Genomic DNA, 22,048 nt, shown 5'->3' with positions numbered 1-22,048 from the left:
TACGTTCGTGTGGACGGCCTTTATTCCGCGCGGCATTCCTCTTCGCTTTCGTGCTCTTCATAGCGTCCGCAGGGACGGCGGGTGTAATACACGGTTCCTGTGCGGCAAAGTTCCTGGTCGCGTACCTTCAGCATGTCTATGCGCGTAAAGGCGCGGTCGGGCTCCGATATACGCGAGACGGTGAGGATGAAATCTGCCAGATTTGCCCAGTTCGCACTGCCCGATATGGTGTACATATTGATGGCTTCCAGTTCGTTCCGGCCGTTCACGGTCTTCAGTCCGCGCGGATGCGCCACGATGACCACCCAGATGTGATTTACACGTCCCCATGTCTGAAACTTGGTGAGCATTGCCTTGATGCTCTGCGTTTCGGTTTCGCCGTTGCCGCTTTGTGTTTCGATGAAAAGATAGGGGTCTACCACCAGATATTTCAACGGATGTGTGCGGCGCACCCGGTCGGCACGGTTCAGGATGTTTTCGGGCGTGGGCGGTACTTCGTGCATATCCAGATGAATCATGTGGGTATCCAGAAAGTCAAGATAGGGCGTCAGTTGTCCGTCGGTATAGGCGGTGGTGTTGGCTTTGCCCAGCATCAGGCTCACCAGCCGGGCGATGTGCTTGTTCTTGTCGGGAACCTCAAAGGAAAGATAGCATACAAACCGGTCGGTCTGCTGCATGATGCGGCAGGTCAGGTCGTTCAGAAAATCGGTCTTGCCGCTGTTGGGCATGCCGGTTACGATGATGAGCCCGCCGATGTCGGTGGGATGGAAGATGCGGTCGGTCAGCGGGCCGTAGCCCACGCTGTAACCGTGGTCGTATTCGCCGTGGAGCACACGGATGACTTCATCCCTTCGCTCCGCCACGGTGATGATATCGGTGGTGTGGCGTACGCTTGCTCCGTCGATGACACTGCGCACCACTTCGATGCCGTATTGCAGCATCACGTCGCCTATGTCCTTGCATCCGCCGGGCAGGGTGACGAAGAGGCAGCGGGCGTTGAAGTAGTCCGACAGCCGCTTGGTGAGTATGCGGCCGGGCAGGTCGGTGTCACCGCAGACCACGATGTGGTCCACCTGTTCCAGCCATGGGAGAAACGCTTCGAAGGATTTGCCCAAGTCGCTTGCGGCTCCCGACGGTACGCTGATGACATATCGGTAGCCGGCTTCTGCCAGCACCAGCGTGTCTTTTTCGCCTTCCACCACGATGACCCGCGGAATGGTTTCTTCCTCCACGAGCAGCGGATTGAGGCAGTCGATGTTGTAAGGGGCGCAAGGCGTGGTGGGTGAGTCCTGTCCCCAGAACTTGCTGTAGACGGTGGGTTTTCCCTCTTCCTGCCTGGCCGAGGGCGATGGACTGCACGAGCGGTACTTGGCGTTGACGGGGTGTCCGTCCACATAGTTCACGTAGGCGATGCAGGGAAATACGTTGGATGCCTGTTCGCTCTTGTTCTCGCTGTCCTTGGTGATGCAGTAATGGCGCAGGCAGCCTATCCGGGCTGTGATGGCGGTGGCGAGGGAGATGCCCTGGTCCAGGAGGTAGCGGCGCGCGGCGAGCTGGTCGGGGTCGGTACAGTCGGGCGAGTCGGTGAGGGGTTTGATTTTCTGCACCACTTCGGCGGTCAGGGGCTTGTAGTCCGAGGGCAGCATGGGCACTTCGCCCAACGTGCTTTGAGCATCGTTTCGGGCAGTCTTGTATCTGTTGCCGCTGCGGGTCGGGGCATATCCGGCAGCTCCCGCGGCATATTGCGGGAACATGGGGCGGTCTGCCTTGCAGAAGTCGGTCAGTATGCCGTTGAAGTTACATCCTGCGTAGAAGCAGTGGTACACACCTTTTGCTTTGGAGATGGACAGATGGGGTGTTCCGCATTTGGGGCATACGGCAACAAAATTCTTTCCCGCGCTTTTGCGGTCGGGGAAGTCTGAAAGAGAATAATAAGGCTTCATATCAATTTTAAAATTAGAATGTAAAAAATAAAAAATCATGGTTGACAGGGAACTGCTTCAGGACCCGGAGTGTTGACCGTCGGTGTCCACCCATTTTTGTGAGAGGACGTTCCAGATGGCTTCATCGGAGGACCGTGGCGGTGCATCCGCCGGTATTTCCACTTTTCCGTCTATGGGGTCGTCATAGTATCGGATGTCTTTGTCGGCATCCTTCCATTCGAATGGCGAGACGGGACGGAATTCACGGAGTTTTTTGCGTTGTTCTTCCAGTTCCTTCAGCAGTGTTTCGCCCAGTTTTTGTGTGGCTTGCTGTATCAGGTTCTCCCCGTGGCGGGTCTTGATAAGGTTTTGCAGCCAGATGATGCGTCCGTTGTGCGGTGTTTTGGCAAAATTGGACTGGGCATCGAAGTGAGGAATCAGGAATTCGTTCACCAGAACGACCAACGCATCCAGTGCGCGCGGTCGGGTGTAGCGGTAACCGGCAACGATACGGTCGATAATCGGCACCAGTACTGCCTGCTTCTCTTCGGGAGTGGCGTTGAGCTTGTGAAAGAACTCTTTGGCAGATGAAGAAGCTTTTGGAGCTTCATCGCCGTGAGGCGTTCCGGCAGGATTTTCAGAAGGAATATTTGGCTGCTTTTGGACGATATCTTCGCAAGATAATCCCTTATGGGAATCCTTCGGAGAATATATATTATTATAATATATTACTATTAAAAAAAGCAGAATCCTGCGCAGAATCCTGCGGTGTTTTCTGCGCAGAATCCTGCTGCACATTTTTTGTTTCTTTGTCACTCTTATGATACCATAAAGGAGAGTAGAATGCGATGATTTTTGTGTGCCCTTCATCCCAAATAAGTCCGAATGTGTGGCAGTCTGTCACTGCCGTTATCAGTGCAGTAGTATATGAGAATTTGAGTGCGATTCTAATGTAGTAGAAATTGCAGAGTGGATAGATACCGCTTTCGTTCATATAAGCCGGCATTCCCAAATGGAGGTCCAGTAGTTTGGTTACAGTAGGATCGTTTATTCCCCTGTTTTTCCATTGGTGAATCATTTTCTGTATTTCACAGATGGATACGTTTTGTTTCAGTGCTTTTATAGCCATAAGAGATATTGTTTTAAGTTAATTCTTGCGAAGTTAGGAAAGAATAAGTTGGTATTACTTCCCGCTAGGGAGAAGTAAAGACACGTTTGTTGTATATAATTAACAATTAATAAAAGAAAGCAAGATGAAGAACAGACAGTTCGACACAGAGAAGTTGGCGGCGAGCATCAAGGTGCTTGTTAAAGCTGCCGGATTACGTAATTCAGAGGTTTGTAAGGAGGTTCGCATGAGTCCCTCTTGTTACTACAAAACTCTTAAAGGCAAACAGATGATTTGAGTTTTTATGCTGTTATTATTCATTTTCTGATTCTCAACTGCCGTGATTGCGGTGTGGAAATTCAGATGGAAGCGGTGAAGCGTGAATGGTGGAATGTGGTCATGGAAAATGAATGGGAGTTGAAAACGGTAGATAAAAATAAGAAAGACCATGTATCGTAAGTATTTAAAGCGTTGGCTTGATTTTGTCATTGTGCTGTGTGCCGGCTGTCATTTGTTCGATATTGGTTTTAGTCACCTTGTGTGGTATAAAAATAATAAATAACATATTAAAGAATGAAAACAGTAATAGTTTTTGGAGCGACTGGTAACTTGGGTGCTTATGTTGCGCTCCACCTGAAAGCTGTAGGATATGACGTAATTGCTGTGGGGCATCGTAAGAATGATAATGGCTTTTTCGCTTCAAAAGGTATGAAATATTATTCGGTGGATATAATGAATCCGGAAGAGTTTAAGCAATTGCCTTCAGAACACATTGATTGTGTGGCTCATTTCGCGGGAGAATTGCCTTCTCGTTACTCTTTCGATGCAGCCGGATTAGTGAAATCAATCACCATTGGAACGCTCAATGTACTCGAATATATGCGTTCGTGTGGTTGCAAGAAAATCATTTTTCCGCAAACACCTTCGGATATGTGCAAATATCATAATAATGGTTCTGTGATACCGGTGGATGCTCCTCGTCATTTTCCGCTTACCGGTGACCATAGTGTATATACCATTGCTAAAAATGCAGCGGTGGATCTCATCGAGCATTATCATGCCGAGTATGGATTCAGCCGTTTCATATTGCGTTTTTTCACCATCTATCAGTATCATCCCAACGCTTACCACTATCGTGATTTCCAGTTTCATCTAATGCCCTATCGTATGCTTATGGACAGGGCTTCAAAAAGTCTTCCGATTGAAGTGTGGGGAAACTGCAAAAAGGCCAAAGAGATGGTTTATATCAAAGACTTTGTACGGGTGGTAGAAAAGTGTGTGTCATCTCCGCTTGAAGGCGGTATGTACAATGTGGGTAATGGATGGCAGGTATCGCTTGAGGAACAGATAAAGGGTATCATCGAGGTATTTTCTCCCAAAGACAAACCTTCCCAGATGATTTATTGCCCTGAGAAATCCGACCCTTTGGAGAATGCTTTCGATGTGAGCAAAACGTTCAGCGAACTTGATTATAAGCCAGAGTTCAGCTATATTGACCAACTTCGCGACTTTAAGAAAGAAATGGAAGAGGAGCCTATGGCTCAATTGTGGGGTGTAAAGACCGATTATCCCAAGAACTGTAAAAAATAGATGAGATGTATGCGCATTTTTTTAAACGTATTATAGATTTTTCGATAGCATTGATGGTTCTTTTGGCCATTAGTCCTGTCTTGTTGGTAATCACCATTCTTCTTTATGTTTTCAATGAGGGAGCCGGAGCATTTTTCTTACAGGAACGTCCCGGTTTGCATGGAAAGATATTTAAGATTATAAAATTCAAGACGATGAACGAGCGCAAGGATGCATCGGGCAGACTTCTTCCGGATGTGCAGCGTATCACGAAATTTGGTCGGTTTGTACGTAATACTTCTATCGATGAGCTTCCACAGCTGTTCAATGTGCTGAAAGGCGACATGGCATTGATTGGTCCACGTCCGTTGTTGGTAAAATATCTCCCTCTTTACAGTAAAGAGCAGATGCGTCGTCACGATGTTCGTCCCGGCATTTCTGGTTGGGCGCAGTGCCACGGACGTAATAATTTGTCATGGACAAAGAAGTTTGAGTTGGATGTGTGGTATGTGGATCATATAAGTCTGAAAACAGATTTGGTGGTAATCTTTACTACTATTAAGAAAGTGCTTTTGAAAGAGGATATCAATTCTGATGGTCAGAATGTTAACGATGAAAACCAGCAGGTGACAATTCCGGAATTTAATGGTGATAACTAAATAATACTAACAATGAGAGCAAAACAAGTATTCAATTATTTGTCCAAGTGTAATAGAAGAATAAAAGAGTTAGCAAAAGCTAATAGGGAGGGATATTTCTCAATATGGTTTGATTATATAAGTGCATTTGTGAGTCATGGCTGTTTAATAGATCATTATGTAGATGGGAGATTCTATATGTATAGGAGAAATGTTCGTAAGCGGATAATGACTTATCGTCGTTTATGTGAATTCATCCGTATATGCAATAAGCCCGAAGAGGTGAAATTGCTGAATAATAAAACTGAATTTAATCGGAAATTCTCAAAATGGATCAGTCGTAAATGGCTTCATTCAACCGAAATGAGTCGTAACCAGTTTGAAAATTTGTATAATCACTGTGATAGATTGATTGTAAAGCCCTTAGACAAATGCGAAGGTAAGGGAATATATGCCTTAGATTTAAAGCATACAGAGGAAGAATGTAATCAGGTCTATGAAGAATTTTCAAAACAAGATTTATTGATTGAAGAGTGCTTAGTACAGCATCCTGCTTTATTTTTCTCGAATGTGTCGGTAAATACGATTCGCGTTAATTCTTTATTGGATAAGGAAGGTAATGTACATCTTTTTAAAGCTGTATTAAGAGTAGGTATTGGAGACTCTGTTGTAGATAATTATAATGCGGGTGGTGTCGAATATCCGATAGATATTGAGACTGGTATTATTTCATCCTTGGGCTTCCATGATAATAAACTACAGTGTATATATCATCCATTGTCAGATAAAATAATGCCGGGATTTAATATTCCTTATTGGGATAAGGTAGTCTTCTGTATAACAGAAGCGTCGAAACAACTTCCATTATGTCGTTTCGTTGGTTGGGATATTGCGATTACAAAGGATGGAGTGGAGTTAATTGAAGGTAATCATAATCCGGGATATGTGAGTATGGAGTATTTCGGGGAAATTGGTTGGTATGGTAATCTTAAAAAGTATTTATAGATATGATACATAGCTTTATATATAAGTCAAAGGACGCTTTTCATCAGATTCTCTCGAAACGTATGGGAGAGGCTGCAACTCGAGCTGAGTTGTATAGTAAGTCAAAAGGTATGGAATTGCCAGAATTGACTGCATCCGAGAAAGAAGCTGTTAGTACATTTTGGAAAGGTTACCCTATAAATTGGAGTTATTGGAAATTCTATAAAAAGGCAGGTTTCTTTAGTGCGGATTTAGTGCCGGATGATCTTTATACAAGGTTTATATTGCGAGTATTGAACCCTTTATGTTACTCTCAAAGCTTGCATGTAAAGAATATATATCCAATATTCTTTACAGAATTAAGGCAACCTAAAGTGTTGATAAATAGAATAAGAGGAGTTTCATATGATAGTGAACAAAATATATTATCCGAGAAAGAAGCTCTGAATATTATTAAATCAGTCGACAAACTAATTATCAAACCAACGAGTGGAAGCTGTGGCGGAGATGGCATAAAAATAATTTCTCCTTATAGTTGCTCCATGGAGGATATTTCCAAGATCTTGAAAGATTATGGGCATTCTTATATCTGTCAAGAAGTATTGGAGCAGAGTAAACTGACAGCTCAATTTAATAAGACTTCCTTGAATACATTTAGAATTAATACGCTGAATCTTAATGGTAAGATTACTGTAGAGAACATTATGTTTCGTCACGGTCGTAATAATTCGATTGTAGATAATTTTGGTTTGGGCGGAGTTTGCTGTGGTGTCAATAACGATGGAACTTTTATAGGTCGGGCAATAGATGCATCTTTAAATAATTATGATAAATCTCCTTTTGGAGTTTCCTATTGCGACATTGTTATTCCGGAAACGTCCATGATTGTTGATTACGCAATAAGGGCACATCGGCGGTATTTACCAATGATAGGTCATGCCGCATGGGATTTTGCACTGTCTGAAACGAATACTCCGGTTTTTATTGAGGTAAATTTAGGATGGCCTGGACTTGTTTCAGAACAGCTATCATCCGGACGTTCTATCTTTAATGGTAGAGCAGACGAAGTGTTAGCTTACGCTCAAAAATACTACAGCAATCTTAGATTTACAGACTTCTTAGGTAATTGGCTTTAATCTTATCTAACAATGAAATATATAGAATTAAATAATGGCGTGCAAATGCCACAAGTTGGTTTTGGTACCTATCGCATAGATAATAAAATTCTTCCTCGAGTATTAAATGAGGCATATCAATTGGGATACAGACAGTTTGATACTGCTTGGAAATATGGTAATGAATCTGTTATTGCCGATTGGTTGCGCGATTATAATGTCAAAAGAGAAGATGTTTTTATTACGACAAAGATTAATTTGGACTCTCTCTATTTTTGGGGTTATCATTATGGTATTGATAGACTGAAGAATTGGCGTAATTTTAAGTCAATAAAGAAGGCTGTTCAGGAGTCTTTTGATAATCTGCGAATGGATTATATAGATTTGTTCCTAATTCATCATCCATACCATAACTTCATGGAAATGTATGAGGTTCTGACGGACTTCTACAAGCAGGGAAGAATAAGGGCAATTGGTGTTAGTTCATTTTTGCCTTGTCATCTTAAGGCTCTGCATGAAGTTTCTGATGTTGTTCCTGCTGTAAATCAGTTTGAAATCAGCCCCTTAAATACCCAAAAGGAACTGATAAAATACTGTCAAGATAATGGTGTAGCTGTTGAGGCAATGTCTACCTTCAGCCACTTTAGATCTAACGAACCTCGTAAGGAAATAACAGAAAGTGAACTGATTAAACCTATTGCGCAGAAGTACAATAAGTCTATTGTTCAAGTTGTCCTTAGATGGCTGATACAGCAGAATATCATTGTGATTCCCAAAACATGGTATTCTCAACACATGAAAGAGAATATATCTGTCTTTGATTTTGAACTGACAACCGAGGAAATGACGATAATAGATACTATGAATCAAGGACGTTATCTTAATTATGACCCTACAGCTATGACTAAATATGCTCCTAAAAAATATCGTTAAAACAATATACTAATGTCTGAAGGTTTAAATTTGCTAAGAATACAATCCCCTTGTTTCGTCCTAAATGAACAAGAATTTAAGCAGGGAGTTCATGAGTTTGACGCAGCATTGAGCCATCATTTTCTTCATCATATTATTAGTTATTCAGTAAAGACAAATTCTCTGCCGTATGCTGTAGCAAAGGCAAAGGATTTCGGTTGCTTTGCTGAGGTCGTTTCGGATGATGAATTGGAACTTGCTTTGGCGTGCGGCTATGGGATGAAAGAGATTATCTTTAATGGACCGATGAAATCGAAATCCCGGTTTCTTGAAGCTGTAACGAACGGTGCGGTGGTTAATGTTGAAACTCATCGAGAAATAGCTTGGCTGAAGGAACTGCCGGCTGATGGACATTATAAGGTTGGTATCCGGCTCAGTGTGAATATTTCGGATATTTCCCCTGAAGATGCTGAAGGTGAGAATGATTTTAGTCGTTTTGGTTTTAATGATGTAACGGAAGAGTTTTCTAATGCTCTTGAAGCAATAAGAAGTATTCCTCAGGTAAGATTGGCAGGATTGCATATTCATCGAACCAGTCATAGCAGAAGTGTCCGATTTTATCAAAACATTGTTGCCTATGCTGCAAGTGTAATCAAGAAGTATCAATTGGAGCTTGATTATCTTGATGTAGGCGGTGGCTATTATGGTATTTTTCACAATGCTCCCACCTTCGATGAGTACGCAGAAGCTATCTATGAATCTCTACAGAAGCAAGGATTGGAGAAACTGACTATTATCGTAGAGCCGGGTAATGCGCTGACTGCTGCTGCTTTCAGCTATTATTCGAGGGTAATTGACACAAAGCATTTGCCCGATTGTATTCTACTTACGACAGATGGCAGTCGCAATGATGTAGATCCTTTTTTTCGAAAAGAACGGTATATGACAGAAATACACAGGGAAAAAGAGGAAGCGGAAGTTGTGCCGTTACAAATAGTGGCGGGTGCGACCTGCTTGGAGTACGACCAATTGTTCCGATTGGAAAACCAACCGGAGCTGTGTGTAGGCGATATGATTGAATATAAGAATGTGGGTGCCTATACCTTAACGCTGACACCGATGTTTATCAACTATTTCCCAAGGGTGTATTCGCTTTCTTCCGATGGTATGAAGCTGATTCGTGATAAATGGACAGCAAAAGAATATATGCAAAAATCAAATATATAAATTCAATGAAACCTAGTATTTTGTTTTGTAGTGCAGGGCGACGTGGTCGCTTGCTTCGTAATGCACAAGAATCAATCGGCTCAAAATGTGATATCAATGCAACCGATAATAATGCAACAGCCCCCGCACTTTATTTTGCGACAAATGAATATGTTGTTCCGCGCATTAATGCTCCCGAGTATGTTGACACGGTAATCGACATCTGTAAAAAAGCCAATGTAAAGGCTATAACCACGCTCATTGATCCCGAGATTGAGATTCTCTCTGCAAACCGTGAGAGATTTCTGAAGGAGGGTGTACTGCCTCTTTGTCCTGCTGACGAGATTACTGCCCGTTGCTGTTTTGATAAGTATGAAATGTTTAAATATCTTACAGAGAAAGGTATTCCTACTCCACTGACTTATCATGATTTTGATGAGTTTAAGAAGGGGGTGGATGAGGGTAAAATCTCTTTTCCTGTGTTTATGAAACCCGTGTGTGGCAGTGGCAGTGTAGGGGCTCATAAAGTGAATACAATGGAGCAAGCTGAGGCTGATTGGTTTTCCGGTGAACATGATTATATCATTCAGGAACTGATGACCGGGGGAGATTGTGATGCAGATGTGTATGTAGATGCTATCAGTCATAAAGCTGTCGCAGCTTTTTCTAAACGTAAGATTGAAACCCGCATTGGTGGAGCAAGTAAGACAATTTCCTATAAAGACCCAAAATTGTTTGCTTTTATTGAGAAAATAGCATCGGTGTTCAAATTCTGTGGTCCGCTTGATATGGACTTTTTCATAAAAGACGGTCAGTATTATTTATCAGAAGTGAATCCGCGTTTCGGTGGTGCCTATCTGCATGCATATGGGGCGGGTGTCGATTTCTTCCCTCTGATCTGGAACAATATGAATGGGATAGAAAATAACTCGCAGATAGGACAGTATGATGAAGATGTACTGATGTTGATGTATGATGATGTGGTGATACGAAAGAAATCGGACTTGGTTAATGATGATTTCTCTATACTGTAATGTCTATTCTTTTTCCCTCACGATATAATAGGAGTGTTCATTAGTAATTCTGCTATTATTGGAAAAAGTATGGTAAACTATTATATAAATAGATTAAATAAAAATTATGAGTTACATTCCTGAAAAAACAATTTACCTCTGTCTTGCTCACATGAGTGAAGATGGAATAGAGCAGAAATATGTGAAGGAAGCATTCGATACCAACTGGGTAGTGCCTTTGGGTCCCAATGTAAATGCTTTTGAGGAAGACCTCAAGAACTTTGTCGGAGGAAAGAATGAAGTTGTCGCACTTTCGGCGGGAACGGCAGCGGTGCATCTTGCATTGATTGGCTGTGGCGTTCAGGCGGGTGATGAAGTTTTGGTACAAAGCTTTACCTTTTGTGCTTCGTCGCATCCGGTTACTTATCTGGGTGCAAAGCCTGTGTTTGTCGGCTCTGAAAAAGATACGTGGAATATGGACCCGGTGTTGCTGGAGGAAGCTATCAAAGACCGTATGGAGAAAACGGGAAAGAAGCCCAAGGCGATTGTTCCGGTGGCGCTCTACGGTATGCCATACGATTGTGAGAGAATTATGGAGATTGCAAACCGCTATGACATTCCTGTGGTGGAGGATGCGGCGGAAGGGTTCGGTTCCAAGTTCGACGGCAGGGTGCTGGGCACTTTCGGCAAGTTTGGCGTGTTGTCATTCAACGGCAATAAGATGATTACCACTTCGGGCGGCGGTGCTTTGATTTGCCGGAATGCCGAAGATAAAAATACCATTATGTGGTATGCTACTCAGGCACGCGATGCTTATCCTTATTATCAGCATACGGCAATCGGCTACAATTATCGTATGAGTAATATTTGTGCCGGTATCGGTCGCGGACAGATGACCGTGGCGGAGGCGCACATTGCTCATCATAAGCATGTGCAGGCTTTGTATGAAGAACTGTTGAAGGATGTGAAGGGCATACGTATGCATAAGCAGCCTGAGGATGCGCGTTATGATGCCAACTTCTGGCTGTGTACGGCTACCATCGATCCTGATGTAAAGGTTGTCGGTCAGGAGAATGCGTATAAGGAAGTGGTCAAGACTGCGGTGGGAGGAGCTGCCGGGGTGATTAAGGCGGTGGACAGTGCCACCACGGATTGCCAGCCTAATGAGAATGTGGAAGCAATGCGTGTTTTCATGCTTGCCGGAAAGATAGAAGTACGACCTGTGTGGAAGCCGATGCACAAGCAGCCGGTGTATGCGGATGCGCCTGTTTATACCAACGGGGTGGAAGAGGAAATCTTCAGGACCGGACTGTGTCTTCCTGCGGGCCCTTGTGTAAGTGACGAGGATGTGGCATACATTGTGCAGACAATAAAGGATTGTATAAAAGGATAATGGATTATTATCGGTATTTGGATATGATTTGGAAATTATCAAACTGGTATTTTTCGAAAGATGCGCTGCCGTATTGGTGTATATTCGTTTTGGATTGCCTGATAGTGCTGGGCGCGGATGTGTTGGTTTATGCTTTGAATAACGGAACACTTTCTTTTTTGCAGAACTTTGTACAACTGACAGGGGCTTTCTGCTTTTATTTGTTGTTCTATGTTGTGAGCTTTCGGATGTTTCACACGTATTCGGGAGTGGTTCGTTATTCTTCGTTTATCGATTTGCAGCGGATAGGATTTGCCATGATTACGGGTTTGCTGATGATTATAGGCGTCAGGTATCTGCTGAATGAGGATTGTTGGGTGATGGCAGTCGGTATGAGGGATATCGGAATTGCCGCATTGCTGGCTGTCATGATTATGTGGAGCGTGCGGGTTTTTGTGAAATATCTGTATGACTCTACTTTTAACAGACGACGCGGAAAACGTGTGTTTATCTACGGGGTGAAAGCCGGCGGAGTGGGACTGGCGAAGAGTATCCACAATCAGGTTGACTCCCGATATGTCGTGAGCGGTTTCGTTTCGGACAGGCAGGATATGCAGGGCCGCTTCCTGATGGGGAAGCGGGTTTATTCCAACGATGAACATTTGGTGGAGAAGATGGAGGACTTCGGAGTGCATACTTTGCTGGTTTCTCCCTTGAAGAATGAGGCGATTCGGAATAATCCCGAAATGGTGGAGAGACTGATAAAGGCAGGTATACGAATCTATATGATTCCTGCCGCGCAGGAGTGGGACGGTAAGAGTGATCTTGACCATCGTCAGCTTAAGGAGGTGGATATTGAAGATTTGCTGCCTCGCGACAAGATAGAGATCGACTTGAAAGCGGTGGAGGAATTGCTTACCGGCAAAAGTATTCTGATAACGGGAGCTGCCGGCAGCATCGGAAGCGAGATAGTGCGCCAGATTGCCCAATTTACTCCGCAAAAACTTATTCTGATAGACCAGGCGGAAACGCCTTTGCATGATGTGCGTCTGATGATGGCGCGCAAATGGCCTGACATCAAGGCGGAAACCATCGTGAGTGATATTTGCATGAAGGAACGTATGGAGGAGATTTTTGATATATATCGTCCCGATTATGTGTTTCATGCAGCGGCGTATAAGCATGTGCCTATGATGGAGAATAATCCGGGAGAGAGTGTGCGTAATAATGTGGAGGGTACGCGTATCATTGCGGATCTGGCCGTGAAGTATCGGGCGAAGAAGTTTGTGATGGTGTCTACGGACAAGGCCGTGAATCCCACCAACGTGATGGGCTGCTCCAAGCGTATCTGTGAAATTTATGTGCAGAGTCTGGACAAGGCGGTGAAGAATGGCAAGGTGGAGGGTATCACCCAGTTTGTCACTACGCGTTTCGGTAATGTGCTGGGCTCGAACGGTTCGGTTATTCCGCTGTTTAAGGAACAAATCAAGCAGGGCGGACCGGTAACGGTGACGCATCCCGATATTATCCGTTTCTTTATGTTGATTCCCGAAGCTTGTAAACTGGTGCTTGAGGCGGGAACGATGGGCAATGGCGGTGAGATTTTCGTGTTCGATATGGGTAAGCCGGTGAAGATTGTGGATCTTGCCCGACGTATGATTCAGTTAAGCGGAGCCAAGAATGTGGAGATTAAGTTTACAGGATTGCGCGACGGTGAGAAACTGTATGAGGAAGTACTGAATGAGGAAGAGACGACCAAGCCTACTTTCCATCCTAAAATCAAGATTGCGCAGGTGCGTGAGTATGATTATGCCGATGTGTGTCGGCAGGTGGATGAGCTGGTGGCTTCCAGCGTGAAAGAGGATGATATGGGTATTGTAAGACGTATGAAGGAAATGGTTCCCGAGTTCAAGAGTAAACATTCGGTGTATGAAGTCTTGGATAAGTAGAACCATGCACCGGTGGATTTTGCCGTTATGTCTGTCAGCGCTGTTTGTTTGTACCGGAAGGGCGCAATCGGCAGAGAACACGCGGGTGGATGTGTTTATGGGAGCCGAACTGCATTACCGTGATATTTTTCACAATAAGATATATGAGGTGCTGGTGAACCTGACTCCCGGAGTGAAGTGGTATATGGGAAACCGCTGGCAGTTGGCGGGACAGGCCATCGTGCCTGTTTATAATGATTATGGCGACCGTTATAAGAAAGTCCGCCTGAACATGGCTGTGCTTAGCAAGGAATGGGACTGGCACCGGAAGCATTTTCTGAAAGTGAGCGGAGGACTGTTTGCGATGGAACGCTACGGACTGGATGCGAAGTGGATGTATGCGGCTACGGACTGGCTTGCCTTGGACGCGCAGGCGGGATGGACGGGGTTTTGCTCCATGGCGGCAGGATGGGAGTGCAGCCCGATGGAGCGTTTGACGGCTCTTGCTGGGGTGCGCGCCTATCTGAAGGGGGTGAATACGGAACTCCGGGTGCGAGGCGGTCGTTTTCTGTACGAGGACTGCGGTGTGCAGGGGGAGGCGATGAGGCATTTCCGACATTGCACAGTGGGGGTATTTGCCCAATATACCGATGAGGGAAAAGAGAATTTTGGTTTTAAGGTGGTGATGATGATTCCTCCCTATAAACGGAGCAATAGAAGGGTGCGTTTCCGTCCTGCCTCTAATTTCCGCCTGACGTATAATCAGGAGGCGGATGCCTACGCGGGTAAAATGTACACGACTGATCCTGAAGAGAATGAACGCGAAGGATGGTTTGACCGCAGTCGGTCGGACTGGGGTGCGAATGGCATGACTCCTGATTTTACTGTTTGGCAGAAAGGAGGCACTGAATGAAAATGAGATATATAATGGGGTGCTTTATGGCATTGCTGTTTTCGGTGCCGGCCGTGGCACAGCAGTATACGGGCATGAGCGGTCTGATACATGTCCCTTCGGCGGATATGGGAGAAGAGGGGGAGGCACGCGTAGGGGGGCATTTCCTGAACCGGGAGTTTACCCCGAACGTGCTGACGTATGGAGAGGATAAATATCATACGATGGATTATTATCTGAGTGTCACGCCGTTCCGGTGGATGGAAATCGCGTATACCTGTACGCTTTTGAAATCGACGAGGATTATTGACGGTGTGGAAGATAAGGAGCATTCGGGGTTGCACCGCAAGGATCGCTATTTCTCGCTCAAGTTACAGCCGCTCCGTGAAAAGCCGGGCAGGTGGTGGCCGAGTGTGGCGATAGGGGTCAATGACCTTGATCTCCGTGTAAACTGGCTGAAGACACAGCATGAGGAGAAGGTGTCACGTGTGGTGAACAGTTATTTTTCCAATTATTACATAGCCCTGTCCAAGCATTTCCGGCTGAAAGGAAATGTGGTGGGAGTGCACATGGCTTACCGCCACTGGAGATGGAGTCTGAACTCGAAATGGAACGGACCGGTGGGCGGCATCACGTTCAGCCCTTCGTTTCAGAGGAATTTCCGGCTGATAGCGGAATATACGGGCGATGAGGTGAACGTGGGCTTTGACTGGAAGTTGTGGCGGCACTTGCTGATACAGTCTTCGCTGCAGGACGGCAAGTACTTTTCGGGCGGGGTGTGCTTCTGCATCAATCTGTTGTAAAGAAGAAAATCAATATCATTTTTTAATTTAATAAATTTACTATGTACAATTTTGTAAAAAGAGGAGTTTATATGCTCCTGATTGCCGGTTTGACCATGGGTGCAGCCGGTTGTAGTGATGACGATCCTGATTATGAAAATGTGACTCCTCCTGTAGTTGAGGTTGCTTCCAATACGTTGACCGGAGTTATCACAAGTCTGAACGGTGAGGGAGTCTCAGGTGCGAAGGTTTTATTGGGTGCAGACAATTCTGCCACGACTGATGCCAACGGTGTTTATCTGTTTAAGGATGTCAAGGCAGGTACTTACTAGGTGAAAGCGGAAGCTGAAGGCAAGTTGCCGTACGAAGGCACACTGACCGTTGTTGATGAGAAAAAGAGCCAGAATCTGGTGTGGAATGCGGTACTTATCTCTGACGTGAAGAAGGAAGTGACCGTATCTGCTGAGGAGGCAAGTGAAGGAAAAGTGGAGACAGAGCACTTGAAAGGCAATGACGAAGCGAAGGTGGAAGTGAAGGCTAAAATCGCTGCCGGTGCTGTGGAAGCAGATACCGAGGAGGAAGTGAAGGTCGTTATCTCTCCGCTTTATAAGAAGGAAGATGTGGTGGCACGTGCCGCACGCGCTACGGATGAAACGATGCTGGTGGGGGCCAGTCTTTCTTGTAACTTGGAGGGCGTTTCCTTGAAAAAAGCGATAGATCTGGGCTTTGAACTGGATTCCGAATTGGCAAGCAAGGTGGAGGCCAAACAGTACAAGAACGGTGAATGGGTGAAGGTAGACAGCCGTATCGAAGACGGCCGTGTGATTGTTGTCGCAACTGAGTTCGCCTCTTACGGTCTGTTCCTCGGTGTGGAATTCTCTGAGCAGAAGAGCACGGAAGCGGTTTCGTTTACACAAGGCAAATGGGATAACCTGTATGGTTCAAAGGATATGTCTGTGGGTGAGGCTGCCTATACTTATAAGGCAGGTACTGAAATCACTACCAAAGGTACAAGTAAACTGACTGCTCTCTTGGTAGAGAAGCTGGCGCAACGTTTTGGAGCAACGGTGGCTACTGTCAACGGCTCTTATCCCATCAATGTTACATTGCCTATCGGTACGATGCTGGAGATTAGTGGTGTGCAGACAAAATGGAGCGTATCGGCGAGTGCATTCGGCAAGTCGGCTTCCGGAACACGTTACGGTAATGTGACGGTTGCGGTTGTTACGTCCAATCGTCAGCACACAGGTGGTGGTAACTAGACTTATACTATATATGCCATTTCCGCGGCCGGTCGGAAAACAAATATAGCCGGTCAATTATATGTTAGAATAATTCACCCTTGTTCTTTGTGAAAAGCGCAAGGGCTATATTAGGGAGGCAATAGCGATTGTCTTCCTAATATTTTTTTTATACCAACCGTTGTCGGTGTTCATATAATTGCGGGCGCTTGAAAAGTTTAAAATAAAAAAAGGTTGTGCCAGCATTATGACACAACCTCATTCAATTTTTTTTCTTGTATACTTTAATCGACTATGCGTTTGTTCAAGACGATATAAACAATTAGTCCAATAACGATAAGGGCAGCTGAACAACCTAAAACTGCATTATCATTAATAGCAGAACTTCCTGCACAGAAGATACCAACCAAAATAGCGGCACCAATGATCATAAGTATCAGACCTAAATTCTTAAGTAAGCTTTTCATGTGTGTATTTTATTAATAGATTATTTTTCTTGTGCACAAATTAAAGCATAATTCTCTTATGAAGGAAATTATTTTAGGAAAAAAAGATGAAAATGAAGAAATTCTTTAATCTTTGGTGTTCGTAAATATCTTCCTTAGTACATCTTGGCTCACTTTCAGTTCTTCCAACGTTAGTCCCTGCAAAGCTTCTTTCAATGTTTTATTGGCAATGAACCGTGCTTTTTCCTCCAGTTCACGTCCTGTCTTGGTTAAATGAATCAGGTTTGTGCGGCGGTCTTTCTTGTCCGATATACGGACCACCAGATGCTGACGTTCCATATTGTCGATAAGACGAGTCATGCTGGGCTTGTCTTTGAAAGTGGCATTACACAGTTCTTGCTGGGTTACTCCGTCCCGTTCCCACAAAAACAGAAGCACAGTCCATTGTTCGGGAGTAATGTCTACTCCGTTTTGACGGAAGTTGCGGCTCAGTTTCCTATTGATGGCTGCCGACACTTTTCCGTTCAGAATAGCGAATATCAGTTGGATGTCAAAACTAAATTGTTCTATCATATAATTATTGTTTAAACAACTTTGCAAAGATACGATTCTTATGGAAATAACGCAGAATTTAAGGACGAAAAAATACTAAAAGGCAAGGTTGATTGTAAAACGAAACTATATTTTTTGAAGAAAATACTTGCAACTCTTTGTGGATTAAGATAAAATGTCTACCTTTGCACTCGCAATTTAAAATTTTAATTTAATAATTTAATTAACGTAGTATGAATCAATACGAAACCGTTTTCATTTTGACTCCCGTTTTATCTGATGTTCAGATGAAGGAAGCGGTAGAGAAATTCAAAGGTATTCTGACTGCAGAAGGTGCAGAGATTATCAATGAAGAAAACTGGGGCTTGAAAAAATTGGCTTACCCCATCCAGAAAAAATCAACTGGTTTCTATCAGCTGATTGAGTTCAAAGCAGAACCGCAGGTAATTGAAAAGTTAGAAGTAAACTACCGTCGTGACGAACGTGTTATTCGTTTCCTGACTTTCAGAATGGATAAATACGCTGCTGAATACGCTGCTAAGAGAAGAAATGTTAAATCAACTAAAAAGGAGGATTAATCATGGCACAGCAACAATCAGAAATCAGATATTTAACTCCGCCCTCAGTAGACGTTAAAAAGAAAAAATACTGCCGTTTCAAAAAAAGTGGTATTAAGTATATCGATTACAAAGATCCTGAATTCTTGAAGAAATTCTTGAACGAACAGGGTAAAATCCTTCCTCGCCGTATTACCGGTACTTCTTTGAAGTTCCAACGTCGTATTGCGCAGGCTGTTAAGAGAGCACGTCACTTGGCGTTACTTCCATTTGTAACTGACATGATGAAATAATAAGGAGGAATAAGTATGGAAATAATTTTGAAAGAAGACGTAGTAAACTTAGGCTACAAGAATGATATTGTAACTGTAAAGTCAGGTTACGGCCGTAACTATCTTATTCCGACCGGTAAAGCTGTGATTGCTTCACCTGCTGCTAAGAAAATGTTGGCAGAAGAGTTGAAACAACGCGCTCACAAATTGGAAAAGATTAAGAAGGATGCTGAAGCTATGGCAGAACAGTTGAAGGATGTAACTTTGACTATTGCTACTAAAGTTAGTGCTACTGGTACTATCTTTGGTTCGGTTAGCAACATCCAGATTGCTGAAGAATTGGAAAAATTAGGCCACAAGGTCGACAGAAAGATTATCGTTGTGAAAGAGGCTGTGAAAGAAGTTGGTTCTTACAAAGCTATCGTTAAACTTCACAAGGAAGTTTCTGTAGAAATTCCGTTCGAAGTAGTTGCTGAATAATCTGTAAATACTTTAAGTATATGTTGAAGAAGCCCGGTTCGAAAGAGCCGGGCTTCTTCTGTTTAAACTAATTTGTCCTTGGGAGGAGATTTTGAAGAGTTTAGCTTGCTGGATGCATAAATTTCGCTACCTTTAGCACGTATTTTTATATAAGTAAACTATGAAAACAAACCTGACAGACAAGATGAAGTACATAAGTACAGAGTATAAATGCGGTGACTTCTTTCGCAATTTTATTGCCGTAGTGCTAGGTATTGTTATCACTTTTGCCGGTACTGACTTTATAAACACTGCCTCGCAAGAGAAGCAGATAAAGGAAAGCATGCAGATGATAAAAATAGAGCTGAGTGAGAATCTGAAAAGTATCAATTGGGCGGAGGATGTCTATTTGGATGAAATCAACTTCTTTCGGCTGTTGATACAAAAGCAGGATTCGCTTCAAACCATCGAGGCCTCTATCTTGGAAGACAATATCACTGCACCTTTTGTTTTACGGGGCATTGAGTATTCGGAAGATGCACTGGAAGTCTTGAAAAACTCGGCACTCATGCAACAAATATCCGACAAAGGCTTTATCTTAAAGCTTTTGCAGGCCTATAAAGGTTGTAGAAAAATACATGGGATTAATGAAGATTATTATAAGAATAAGCAAGAGTATATTGCCCGGTTTATGTCTCATCCCACCGTTTACAATCCCCAAAAGAACTATAAGAACATTTATGAGATATGGAAACTGAGACTACAGGAAGCTGAAATAAAGCAACTAATTCTGTCTATGCCAAAGATCTTTGATAAAAATCCTTTTACTGCTCCCAAAAAAGCGATAAAAGACATGATTGAATTGATAGATCAGACGTATAGGTGACGGATGCAGGTAGTGGACATAAAAAAAGTCTGTTATGCTTTCGCATGGCAGACTTTCAATTCTCTCTAATGTTCGTTCTGAATATTATTCAGCTACAACTGCAGAGTCAGCAGCTACGCTATCAGCAGCAGCTACAGTGTCAACTACTTCAACAACAGCAGTTTCAACTGTTTCAACTGCAGTAGAGTCTGCGTTTTCAGCTTCATTGTTAGCAGCCTTGTTTCCGCAAGATGCGAAAGAAACAGCTGCAAATGCTACGAACAAAAATACTAATTTTTTCATTTTCTTTGCTTTTTAAATCTGTAATACTAAATAGTTGCTTTATTAAAACGTTGCAAAGGTATACACTTTTTCAATACGTTGTACTCCTGAGGCCAACTTTTTTTCTATGTTTTTATGTTATGCAACCTAAATTACTGATTTATAGTATGTTTTAAAACATGATTCTATTCCTCTGCAATGCTGTTGTAGAGAAAGCGTTTTATACTCTTTTTGGGAGTCTTTTCAAATTCGGTAGGATAAAGCTGGATGGTACTGACCTGTTCGTAGTTACCTACCAGTTTATTCAGATTTTTCAGATTCTCGTCCATTACTGTTTTTAGATTGTCAGGGGTGTTCAGTCCCAGAGAATCAAGGCTGTCGTAATCCGGATAAACCAAAGCCACAAGTTTCTTATTGCGCTCTATAATCAGACTTTCCAAAACGAAGGGCATGTTATTTAATTTCGCTTCAATTTCCTCGGGAAAGATATTCTGTCCGTTGGAACTTAACAGCATCGTTTTGCTGCGGCCGCGGATATATATGAAGCCGTTTGCGTCAATGGTTCCCAAGTCACCGGTCTTCAACCAGCCGTCTTCGGTAAATACTTCGCGGGTTGCTTCTTCGTTTTTATAATATCCTTTCATCACGTTTTCTCCGCGTACCTGAATTTCGCCTGTCGTATTGTAGGGGTCATCCGACTCGATGCGCGCTTCCATGATGTCGAGGATTTTTCCTGCAGAACCGGGGATGAAAGCACTCCATGGGGCATAGCTGATGAGCGGCCCGCATTCTGTCATGCCATATCCGATGGTAAAGGGGAATTTTATTTTGTAGAAGAAGTCTGTTACTTCAGGATTCATGGCTGCACCGCCAATGATAACTTCCTTGAACCGGCCGCCTAACGCATCAATCAGCTTTTTGCGGATTTGTGCATATATCTGATTGTCCAGCAAAGGAATATTCAGCGCCCATTTCATGCTGCGCTTGTTGATAAGCGGCTGGATGACATTCTTGTATATCTTTTCTATCACCAGGGGGACTGTAATAATCAGGTTGGGCTTCACTTCTTCGAATGCTTTCATCAGGATTTTCGGAGAGGGGGTTTTGCCTAACAGCGTGACGTGGGTTCCTACGGCTGTGGCGGTCAGAAAATCGAAGGCGCAACCATAAGCATGGGCCAATGGTAAGAAAGAAAGTACTTTTTCTCCTTTTTTCAACAGCTCTGTCCGGATGCCAAAGGTGACATTGCCTGCCAGGTTGTTGCCTGTCAGCATCACTCCTTTGCTGAAGCCGGTGGTGCCCGATGTATAGTTAAGCAACATCACTTTGTCATTGGACAGTTCGGTATAGATGATGTTTTCCTTCTGGAATCCTTTGGGATAGGCTTTTCTCATAGCCGTACCCATATTGCGCATGAATTTCTGAATCGTTTCTCCGTCACGTTGGTGCAGACAACGGTAGTCGGTCAATGAAAAGACTGCACGCAGGTTGCCCAATGCTTCTTCTTCCAGGTTTTCCCATATATTATCACTGACAAACAGGAAAGTGGATTCGGAATGATTGACAATATGATGAACGTCATTCGGCTTGAAATCTTGAAGAATGGGCACAACGATGGCTCCATAGGTGATGGTTGCCATATATGCTATGCACCAGCGAGAAGTATTCTTGCCTATGATTGAGATTTTGTCACCGCGCCGGAGGCTGCAATGTTGAAATAGCAAGTGTAATTTGGCTATTTCTTCCGCCACTTGTCCATACGTAAAGGTGTTGTCCTCACCATAATCTGTGTAACATGGTAAATCCCAGTTTTCCTTAAAGCTATTCTCGTATAGCTTGATAAAGTTCTCTTTTATCATTGCACATTTTTTGATGTAATGTGCAAAAATAAGCATAATTATTGGTATTCTAAAAGAATTAAGGAGAATTATGC

26 protein-coding genes are annotated in these 22,048 nt (G+C 43.6%); 19 read left to right on the top strand and 7 right to left on the bottom strand.

From position 1 onward, the window contains the following. Window positions 1–20: 20 nt before the first annotated feature. Genes QYT14_RS02610 through QYT14_RS02600 form a run of 3 tightly spaced genes read right to left on the bottom strand, consistent with a single transcriptional unit; the run spans window position 21 to window position 3,051 of the window. A complete protein-coding gene (locus tag QYT14_RS02610) occupies window positions 21–1,943 on the bottom strand; it encodes a toprim domain-containing protein (protein WP_288324236.1) in 1,923 nt (640 codons plus the stop codon). A gap of 57 nt (window positions 1,944–2,000) precedes the next feature. Then, a complete protein-coding gene (locus QYT14_RS02605) occupies window positions 2,001–2,720 on the bottom strand; it encodes a hypothetical protein (protein ID WP_288324237.1) in 720 nt (239 codons plus the stop codon). Continuing rightward, window positions 2,641–3,051, bottom strand: coding sequence for a hypothetical protein (locus QYT14_RS02600; RefSeq protein WP_288324238.1), 411 nt, complete (start codon window positions 3,049–3,051; stop codon window positions 2,641–2,643). Before QYT14_RS02600 ends, QYT14_RS02605 begins: the two co-directional genes overlap by 80 nt. Window positions 3,052–3,175: 124 nt before the next feature. Between QYT14_RS02600 and QYT14_RS02595 the strand changes: the two genes are divergently transcribed. From QYT14_RS02595 to QYT14_RS02525, 15 genes are all read left to right on the top strand, one after another. Next, window positions 3,176–3,328, top strand: coding sequence for a hypothetical protein (locus tag QYT14_RS02595; protein ID WP_288324239.1), 153 nt, complete (start codon window positions 3,176–3,178; stop codon window positions 3,326–3,328). Next, a complete protein-coding gene (locus QYT14_RS02590) occupies window positions 3,325–3,489 on the top strand; it encodes a hypothetical protein (protein ID WP_237040419.1) in 165 nt (54 codons plus the stop codon). The genes QYT14_RS02595 and QYT14_RS02590 overlap by 4 nt, the downstream gene beginning before the upstream one ends. Before the next feature lie 114 nt (window positions 3,490–3,603). Further along, window positions 3,604–4,620, top strand: a complete 1,017-nt coding sequence (locus tag QYT14_RS02585) for an NAD(P)-dependent oxidoreductase (RefSeq protein WP_005940557.1) — start codon at window positions 3,604–3,606, stop codon at window positions 4,618–4,620. 5 nt (window positions 4,621–4,625) lie between these two features. Beyond that, window positions 4,626–5,258 carry a sugar transferase gene (locus QYT14_RS02580; RefSeq protein WP_288324240.1) on the top strand — a complete coding sequence of 211 codons (633 nt, stop codon included), beginning with the start codon at window positions 4,626–4,628 and terminating at the stop codon, window positions 5,256–5,258. Window positions 5,259–5,270: 12 nt separating this feature from the next. Further along, complete coding sequence (locus QYT14_RS02575; RefSeq protein WP_288324241.1) at window positions 5,271–6,242, top strand: sugar-transfer associated ATP-grasp domain-containing protein; 972 nt, start codon at window positions 5,271–5,273, stop codon at window positions 6,240–6,242. Between the two features lie 2 nt (window positions 6,243–6,244). Continuing rightward, a complete protein-coding gene (locus tag QYT14_RS02570) occupies window positions 6,245–7,357 on the top strand; it encodes a sugar-transfer associated ATP-grasp domain-containing protein (protein WP_289307256.1) in 1,113 nt (370 codons plus the stop codon). Between the two features lie 12 nt (window positions 7,358–7,369). Next, a complete protein-coding gene (locus tag QYT14_RS02565) occupies window positions 7,370–8,269 on the top strand; it encodes an aldo/keto reductase (protein WP_005940548.1) in 900 nt (299 codons plus the stop codon). Window positions 8,270–8,281: 12 nt separating this feature from the next. After that, window positions 8,282–9,475 (top strand): diaminopimelate decarboxylase, encoded by a 1,194-nt coding sequence (locus QYT14_RS02560; RefSeq protein WP_288324242.1) that lies wholly within the window; start codon window positions 8,282–8,284, stop codon window positions 9,473–9,475. A 5-nt stretch (window positions 9,476–9,480) separates the two neighbouring features. Further along, window positions 9,481–10,488 (top strand): ATP-grasp domain-containing protein, encoded by a 1,008-nt coding sequence (locus tag QYT14_RS02555; RefSeq protein ID WP_270535150.1) that lies wholly within the window; start codon window positions 9,481–9,483, stop codon window positions 10,486–10,488. Between the two features lie 106 nt (window positions 10,489–10,594). After that, entirely contained in the window at window positions 10,595–11,860 is a 1,266-nt protein-coding gene (locus tag QYT14_RS02550) for an aminotransferase class V-fold PLP-dependent enzyme (protein WP_117910978.1), read from the top strand. Beyond that, window positions 11,860–13,788 (top strand): nucleoside-diphosphate sugar epimerase/dehydratase, encoded by a 1,929-nt coding sequence (locus QYT14_RS02545; protein WP_288324243.1) that lies wholly within the window; start codon window positions 11,860–11,862, stop codon window positions 13,786–13,788. The genes QYT14_RS02550 and QYT14_RS02545 overlap by 1 nt, the downstream gene beginning before the upstream one ends. Window positions 13,789–13,885: 97 nt before the next feature. Continuing rightward, window positions 13,886–14,680, top strand: a complete 795-nt coding sequence (locus QYT14_RS02540) for a YjbH domain-containing protein (protein ID WP_288324335.1) — start codon at window positions 13,886–13,888, stop codon at window positions 14,678–14,680. After that, complete coding sequence (locus QYT14_RS02535; protein WP_288324244.1) at window positions 14,677–15,462, top strand: YjbH domain-containing protein; 786 nt, start codon at window positions 14,677–14,679, stop codon at window positions 15,460–15,462. The genes QYT14_RS02540 and QYT14_RS02535 overlap by 4 nt, the downstream gene beginning before the upstream one ends. Before the next feature lie 41 nt (window positions 15,463–15,503). Beyond that, complete coding sequence (locus tag QYT14_RS02530) at window positions 15,504–15,773, top strand: carboxypeptidase-like regulatory domain-containing protein (RefSeq protein ID WP_288324245.1); 270 nt, start codon at window positions 15,504–15,506, stop codon at window positions 15,771–15,773. Beyond that, a complete protein-coding gene (locus QYT14_RS02525; protein WP_288324246.1) occupies window positions 15,774–16,703 on the top strand; it encodes a carboxypeptidase regulatory-like domain-containing protein in 930 nt (309 codons plus the stop codon). Window positions 16,704–16,966: 263 nt separating this feature from the next. On the opposite strand, the gene QYT14_RS02520 is transcribed toward QYT14_RS02525, so the two are convergent. Both QYT14_RS02520 and QYT14_RS02515 read right to left on the bottom strand, forming a co-directional pair. Next, complete coding sequence (locus tag QYT14_RS02520; protein ID WP_288324247.1) at window positions 16,967–17,149, bottom strand: hypothetical protein; 183 nt, start codon at window positions 17,147–17,149, stop codon at window positions 16,967–16,969. Between the two features lie 105 nt (window positions 17,150–17,254). Then, complete coding sequence (locus tag QYT14_RS02515; protein WP_237038844.1) at window positions 17,255–17,701, bottom strand: MarR family transcriptional regulator; 447 nt, start codon at window positions 17,699–17,701, stop codon at window positions 17,255–17,257. A 212-nt stretch (window positions 17,702–17,913) separates the two neighbouring features. Between QYT14_RS02515 and rpsF the strand changes: the two genes are divergently transcribed. The 4 genes from rpsF (at window position 17,914) to QYT14_RS02495 (ending at window position 19,854) form a co-directional block, all read left to right on the top strand. Beyond that, the gene (gene rpsF, locus QYT14_RS02510) at window positions 17,914–18,258 is read left to right on the top strand and encodes a 30S ribosomal protein S6 (protein WP_237038845.1); all 345 of its coding nucleotides are present in this window, start codon (window positions 17,914–17,916) and stop codon (window positions 18,256–18,258) included. A gap of 2 nt (window positions 18,259–18,260) precedes the next feature. After that, the gene (rpsR, locus tag QYT14_RS02505; protein WP_005841178.1) at window positions 18,261–18,530 is read left to right on the top strand and encodes a 30S ribosomal protein S18; all 270 of its coding nucleotides are present in this window, start codon (window positions 18,261–18,263) and stop codon (window positions 18,528–18,530) included. A gap of 15 nt (window positions 18,531–18,545) precedes the next feature. After that, the gene (rplI, locus tag QYT14_RS02500; protein WP_237038846.1) at window positions 18,546–18,989 is read left to right on the top strand and encodes a 50S ribosomal protein L9; all 444 of its coding nucleotides are present in this window, start codon (window positions 18,546–18,548) and stop codon (window positions 18,987–18,989) included. 160 nt (window positions 18,990–19,149) lie between these two features. Next, window positions 19,150–19,854: a hypothetical protein gene (locus QYT14_RS02495; RefSeq protein ID WP_288324248.1), complete on the top strand. Its 705-nt coding sequence runs from the start codon at window positions 19,150–19,152 to the stop codon at window positions 19,852–19,854. A gap of 84 nt (window positions 19,855–19,938) precedes the next feature. On the opposite strand, the gene QYT14_RS02490 is transcribed toward QYT14_RS02495, so the two are convergent. Both QYT14_RS02490 and QYT14_RS02485 read right to left on the bottom strand, forming a co-directional pair. Continuing rightward, on the bottom strand, window positions 19,939–20,136 hold the full coding sequence (locus QYT14_RS02490) for a hypothetical protein (RefSeq protein WP_237038848.1): 198 nt from the start codon (window positions 20,134–20,136) through the stop codon (window positions 19,939–19,941). A 164-nt stretch (window positions 20,137–20,300) separates the two neighbouring features. Further along, complete coding sequence (locus tag QYT14_RS02485) at window positions 20,301–21,974, bottom strand: long-chain fatty acid--CoA ligase (RefSeq protein WP_237038849.1); 1,674 nt, start codon at window positions 21,972–21,974, stop codon at window positions 20,301–20,303. Between the last annotated feature and the right edge of the window lie 74 nt (window positions 21,975–22,048).

The sequence above is a fragment of the uncultured Phocaeicola sp. genome (genome assembly GCF_948499155.1).
In the GTDB taxonomy this organism is placed as follows: Bacteria; Bacteroidota; Bacteroidia; order Bacteroidales; family Bacteroidaceae; genus Phocaeicola; species Phocaeicola faecalis.
The sequence above is the reverse complement of the archived record's forward strand: the minus strand, read 5'-3'. Positions and strand labels throughout refer to the sequence as shown.

What these genes read in the sequence shown, in the direction of transcription:
- QYT14_RS02530 (WP_288324245.1), top strand. Translation starts at nt 15,504, where the DNA reads ATGTACAATTTTGTAAAAAGAGGAGTTTATATGCTCCTGATTGCCGGT.
- QYT14_RS02520 (WP_288324247.1), bottom strand. Translation starts at nt 17,149, where the DNA reads ATGAAAAGCTTACTTAAGAATTTAGGTCTGATACTTATGATCATTGGT.
- QYT14_RS02495 (WP_288324248.1), top strand. Translation starts at nt 19,150, where the DNA reads ATGAAAACAAACCTGACAGACAAGATGAAGTACATAAGTACAGAGTAT.
- QYT14_RS02485 (WP_237038849.1), bottom strand. Translation starts at nt 21,974, where the DNA reads ATGATAAAAGAGAACTTTATCAAGCTATACGAGAATAGCTTTAAGGAA.
- QYT14_RS02490 (WP_237038848.1), bottom strand. Translation starts at nt 20,136, where the DNA reads ATGAAAAAATTAGTATTTTTGTTCGTAGCATTTGCAGCTGTTTCTTTC.
- QYT14_RS02540 (WP_288324335.1), top strand. Translation starts at nt 13,886, where the DNA reads ATGGGAGCCGAACTGCATTACCGTGATATTTTTCACAATAAGATATAT.
- QYT14_RS02580 (WP_288324240.1), top strand. Translation starts at nt 4,626, where the DNA reads ATGTATGCGCATTTTTTTAAACGTATTATAGATTTTTCGATAGCATTG.
- QYT14_RS02575 (WP_288324241.1), top strand. Translation starts at nt 5,271, where the DNA reads ATGAGAGCAAAACAAGTATTCAATTATTTGTCCAAGTGTAATAGAAGA.
- QYT14_RS02565 (WP_005940548.1), top strand. Translation starts at nt 7,370, where the DNA reads ATGAAATATATAGAATTAAATAATGGCGTGCAAATGCCACAAGTTGGT.
- QYT14_RS02595 (WP_288324239.1), top strand. Translation starts at nt 3,176, where the DNA reads ATGAAGAACAGACAGTTCGACACAGAGAAGTTGGCGGCGAGCATCAAG.
- QYT14_RS02545 (WP_288324243.1), top strand. Translation starts at nt 11,860, where the DNA reads ATGGATTATTATCGGTATTTGGATATGATTTGGAAATTATCAAACTGG.
- QYT14_RS02555 (WP_270535150.1), top strand. Translation starts at nt 9,481, where the DNA reads ATGAAACCTAGTATTTTGTTTTGTAGTGCAGGGCGACGTGGTCGCTTG.
- QYT14_RS02585 (WP_005940557.1), top strand. Translation starts at nt 3,604, where the DNA reads ATGAAAACAGTAATAGTTTTTGGAGCGACTGGTAACTTGGGTGCTTAT.
- QYT14_RS02570 (WP_289307256.1), top strand. Translation starts at nt 6,245, where the DNA reads ATGATACATAGCTTTATATATAAGTCAAAGGACGCTTTTCATCAGATT.
- rpsF (WP_237038845.1), top strand. Translation starts at nt 17,914, where the DNA reads ATGAATCAATACGAAACCGTTTTCATTTTGACTCCCGTTTTATCTGAT.
- rpsR (WP_005841178.1), top strand. Translation starts at nt 18,261, where the DNA reads ATGGCACAGCAACAATCAGAAATCAGATATTTAACTCCGCCCTCAGTA.
- QYT14_RS02550 (WP_117910978.1), top strand. Translation starts at nt 10,595, where the DNA reads ATGAGTTACATTCCTGAAAAAACAATTTACCTCTGTCTTGCTCACATG.
- QYT14_RS02515 (WP_237038844.1), bottom strand. Translation starts at nt 17,701, where the DNA reads ATGATAGAACAATTTAGTTTTGACATCCAACTGATATTCGCTATTCTG.
- QYT14_RS02610 (WP_288324236.1), bottom strand. Translation starts at nt 1,943, where the DNA reads ATGAAGCCTTATTATTCTCTTTCAGACTTCCCCGACCGCAAAAGCGCG.
- QYT14_RS02600 (WP_288324238.1), bottom strand. Translation starts at nt 3,051, where the DNA reads ATGGCTATAAAAGCACTGAAACAAAACGTATCCATCTGTGAAATACAG.
- rplI (WP_237038846.1), top strand. Translation starts at nt 18,546, where the DNA reads ATGGAAATAATTTTGAAAGAAGACGTAGTAAACTTAGGCTACAAGAAT.
- QYT14_RS02560 (WP_288324242.1), top strand. Translation starts at nt 8,282, where the DNA reads ATGTCTGAAGGTTTAAATTTGCTAAGAATACAATCCCCTTGTTTCGTC.
- QYT14_RS02535 (WP_288324244.1), top strand. Translation starts at nt 14,677, where the DNA reads ATGAAAATGAGATATATAATGGGGTGCTTTATGGCATTGCTGTTTTCG.
- QYT14_RS02605 (WP_288324237.1), bottom strand. Translation starts at nt 2,720, where the DNA reads ATGTGCAGCAGGATTCTGCGCAGAAAACACCGCAGGATTCTGCGCAGG.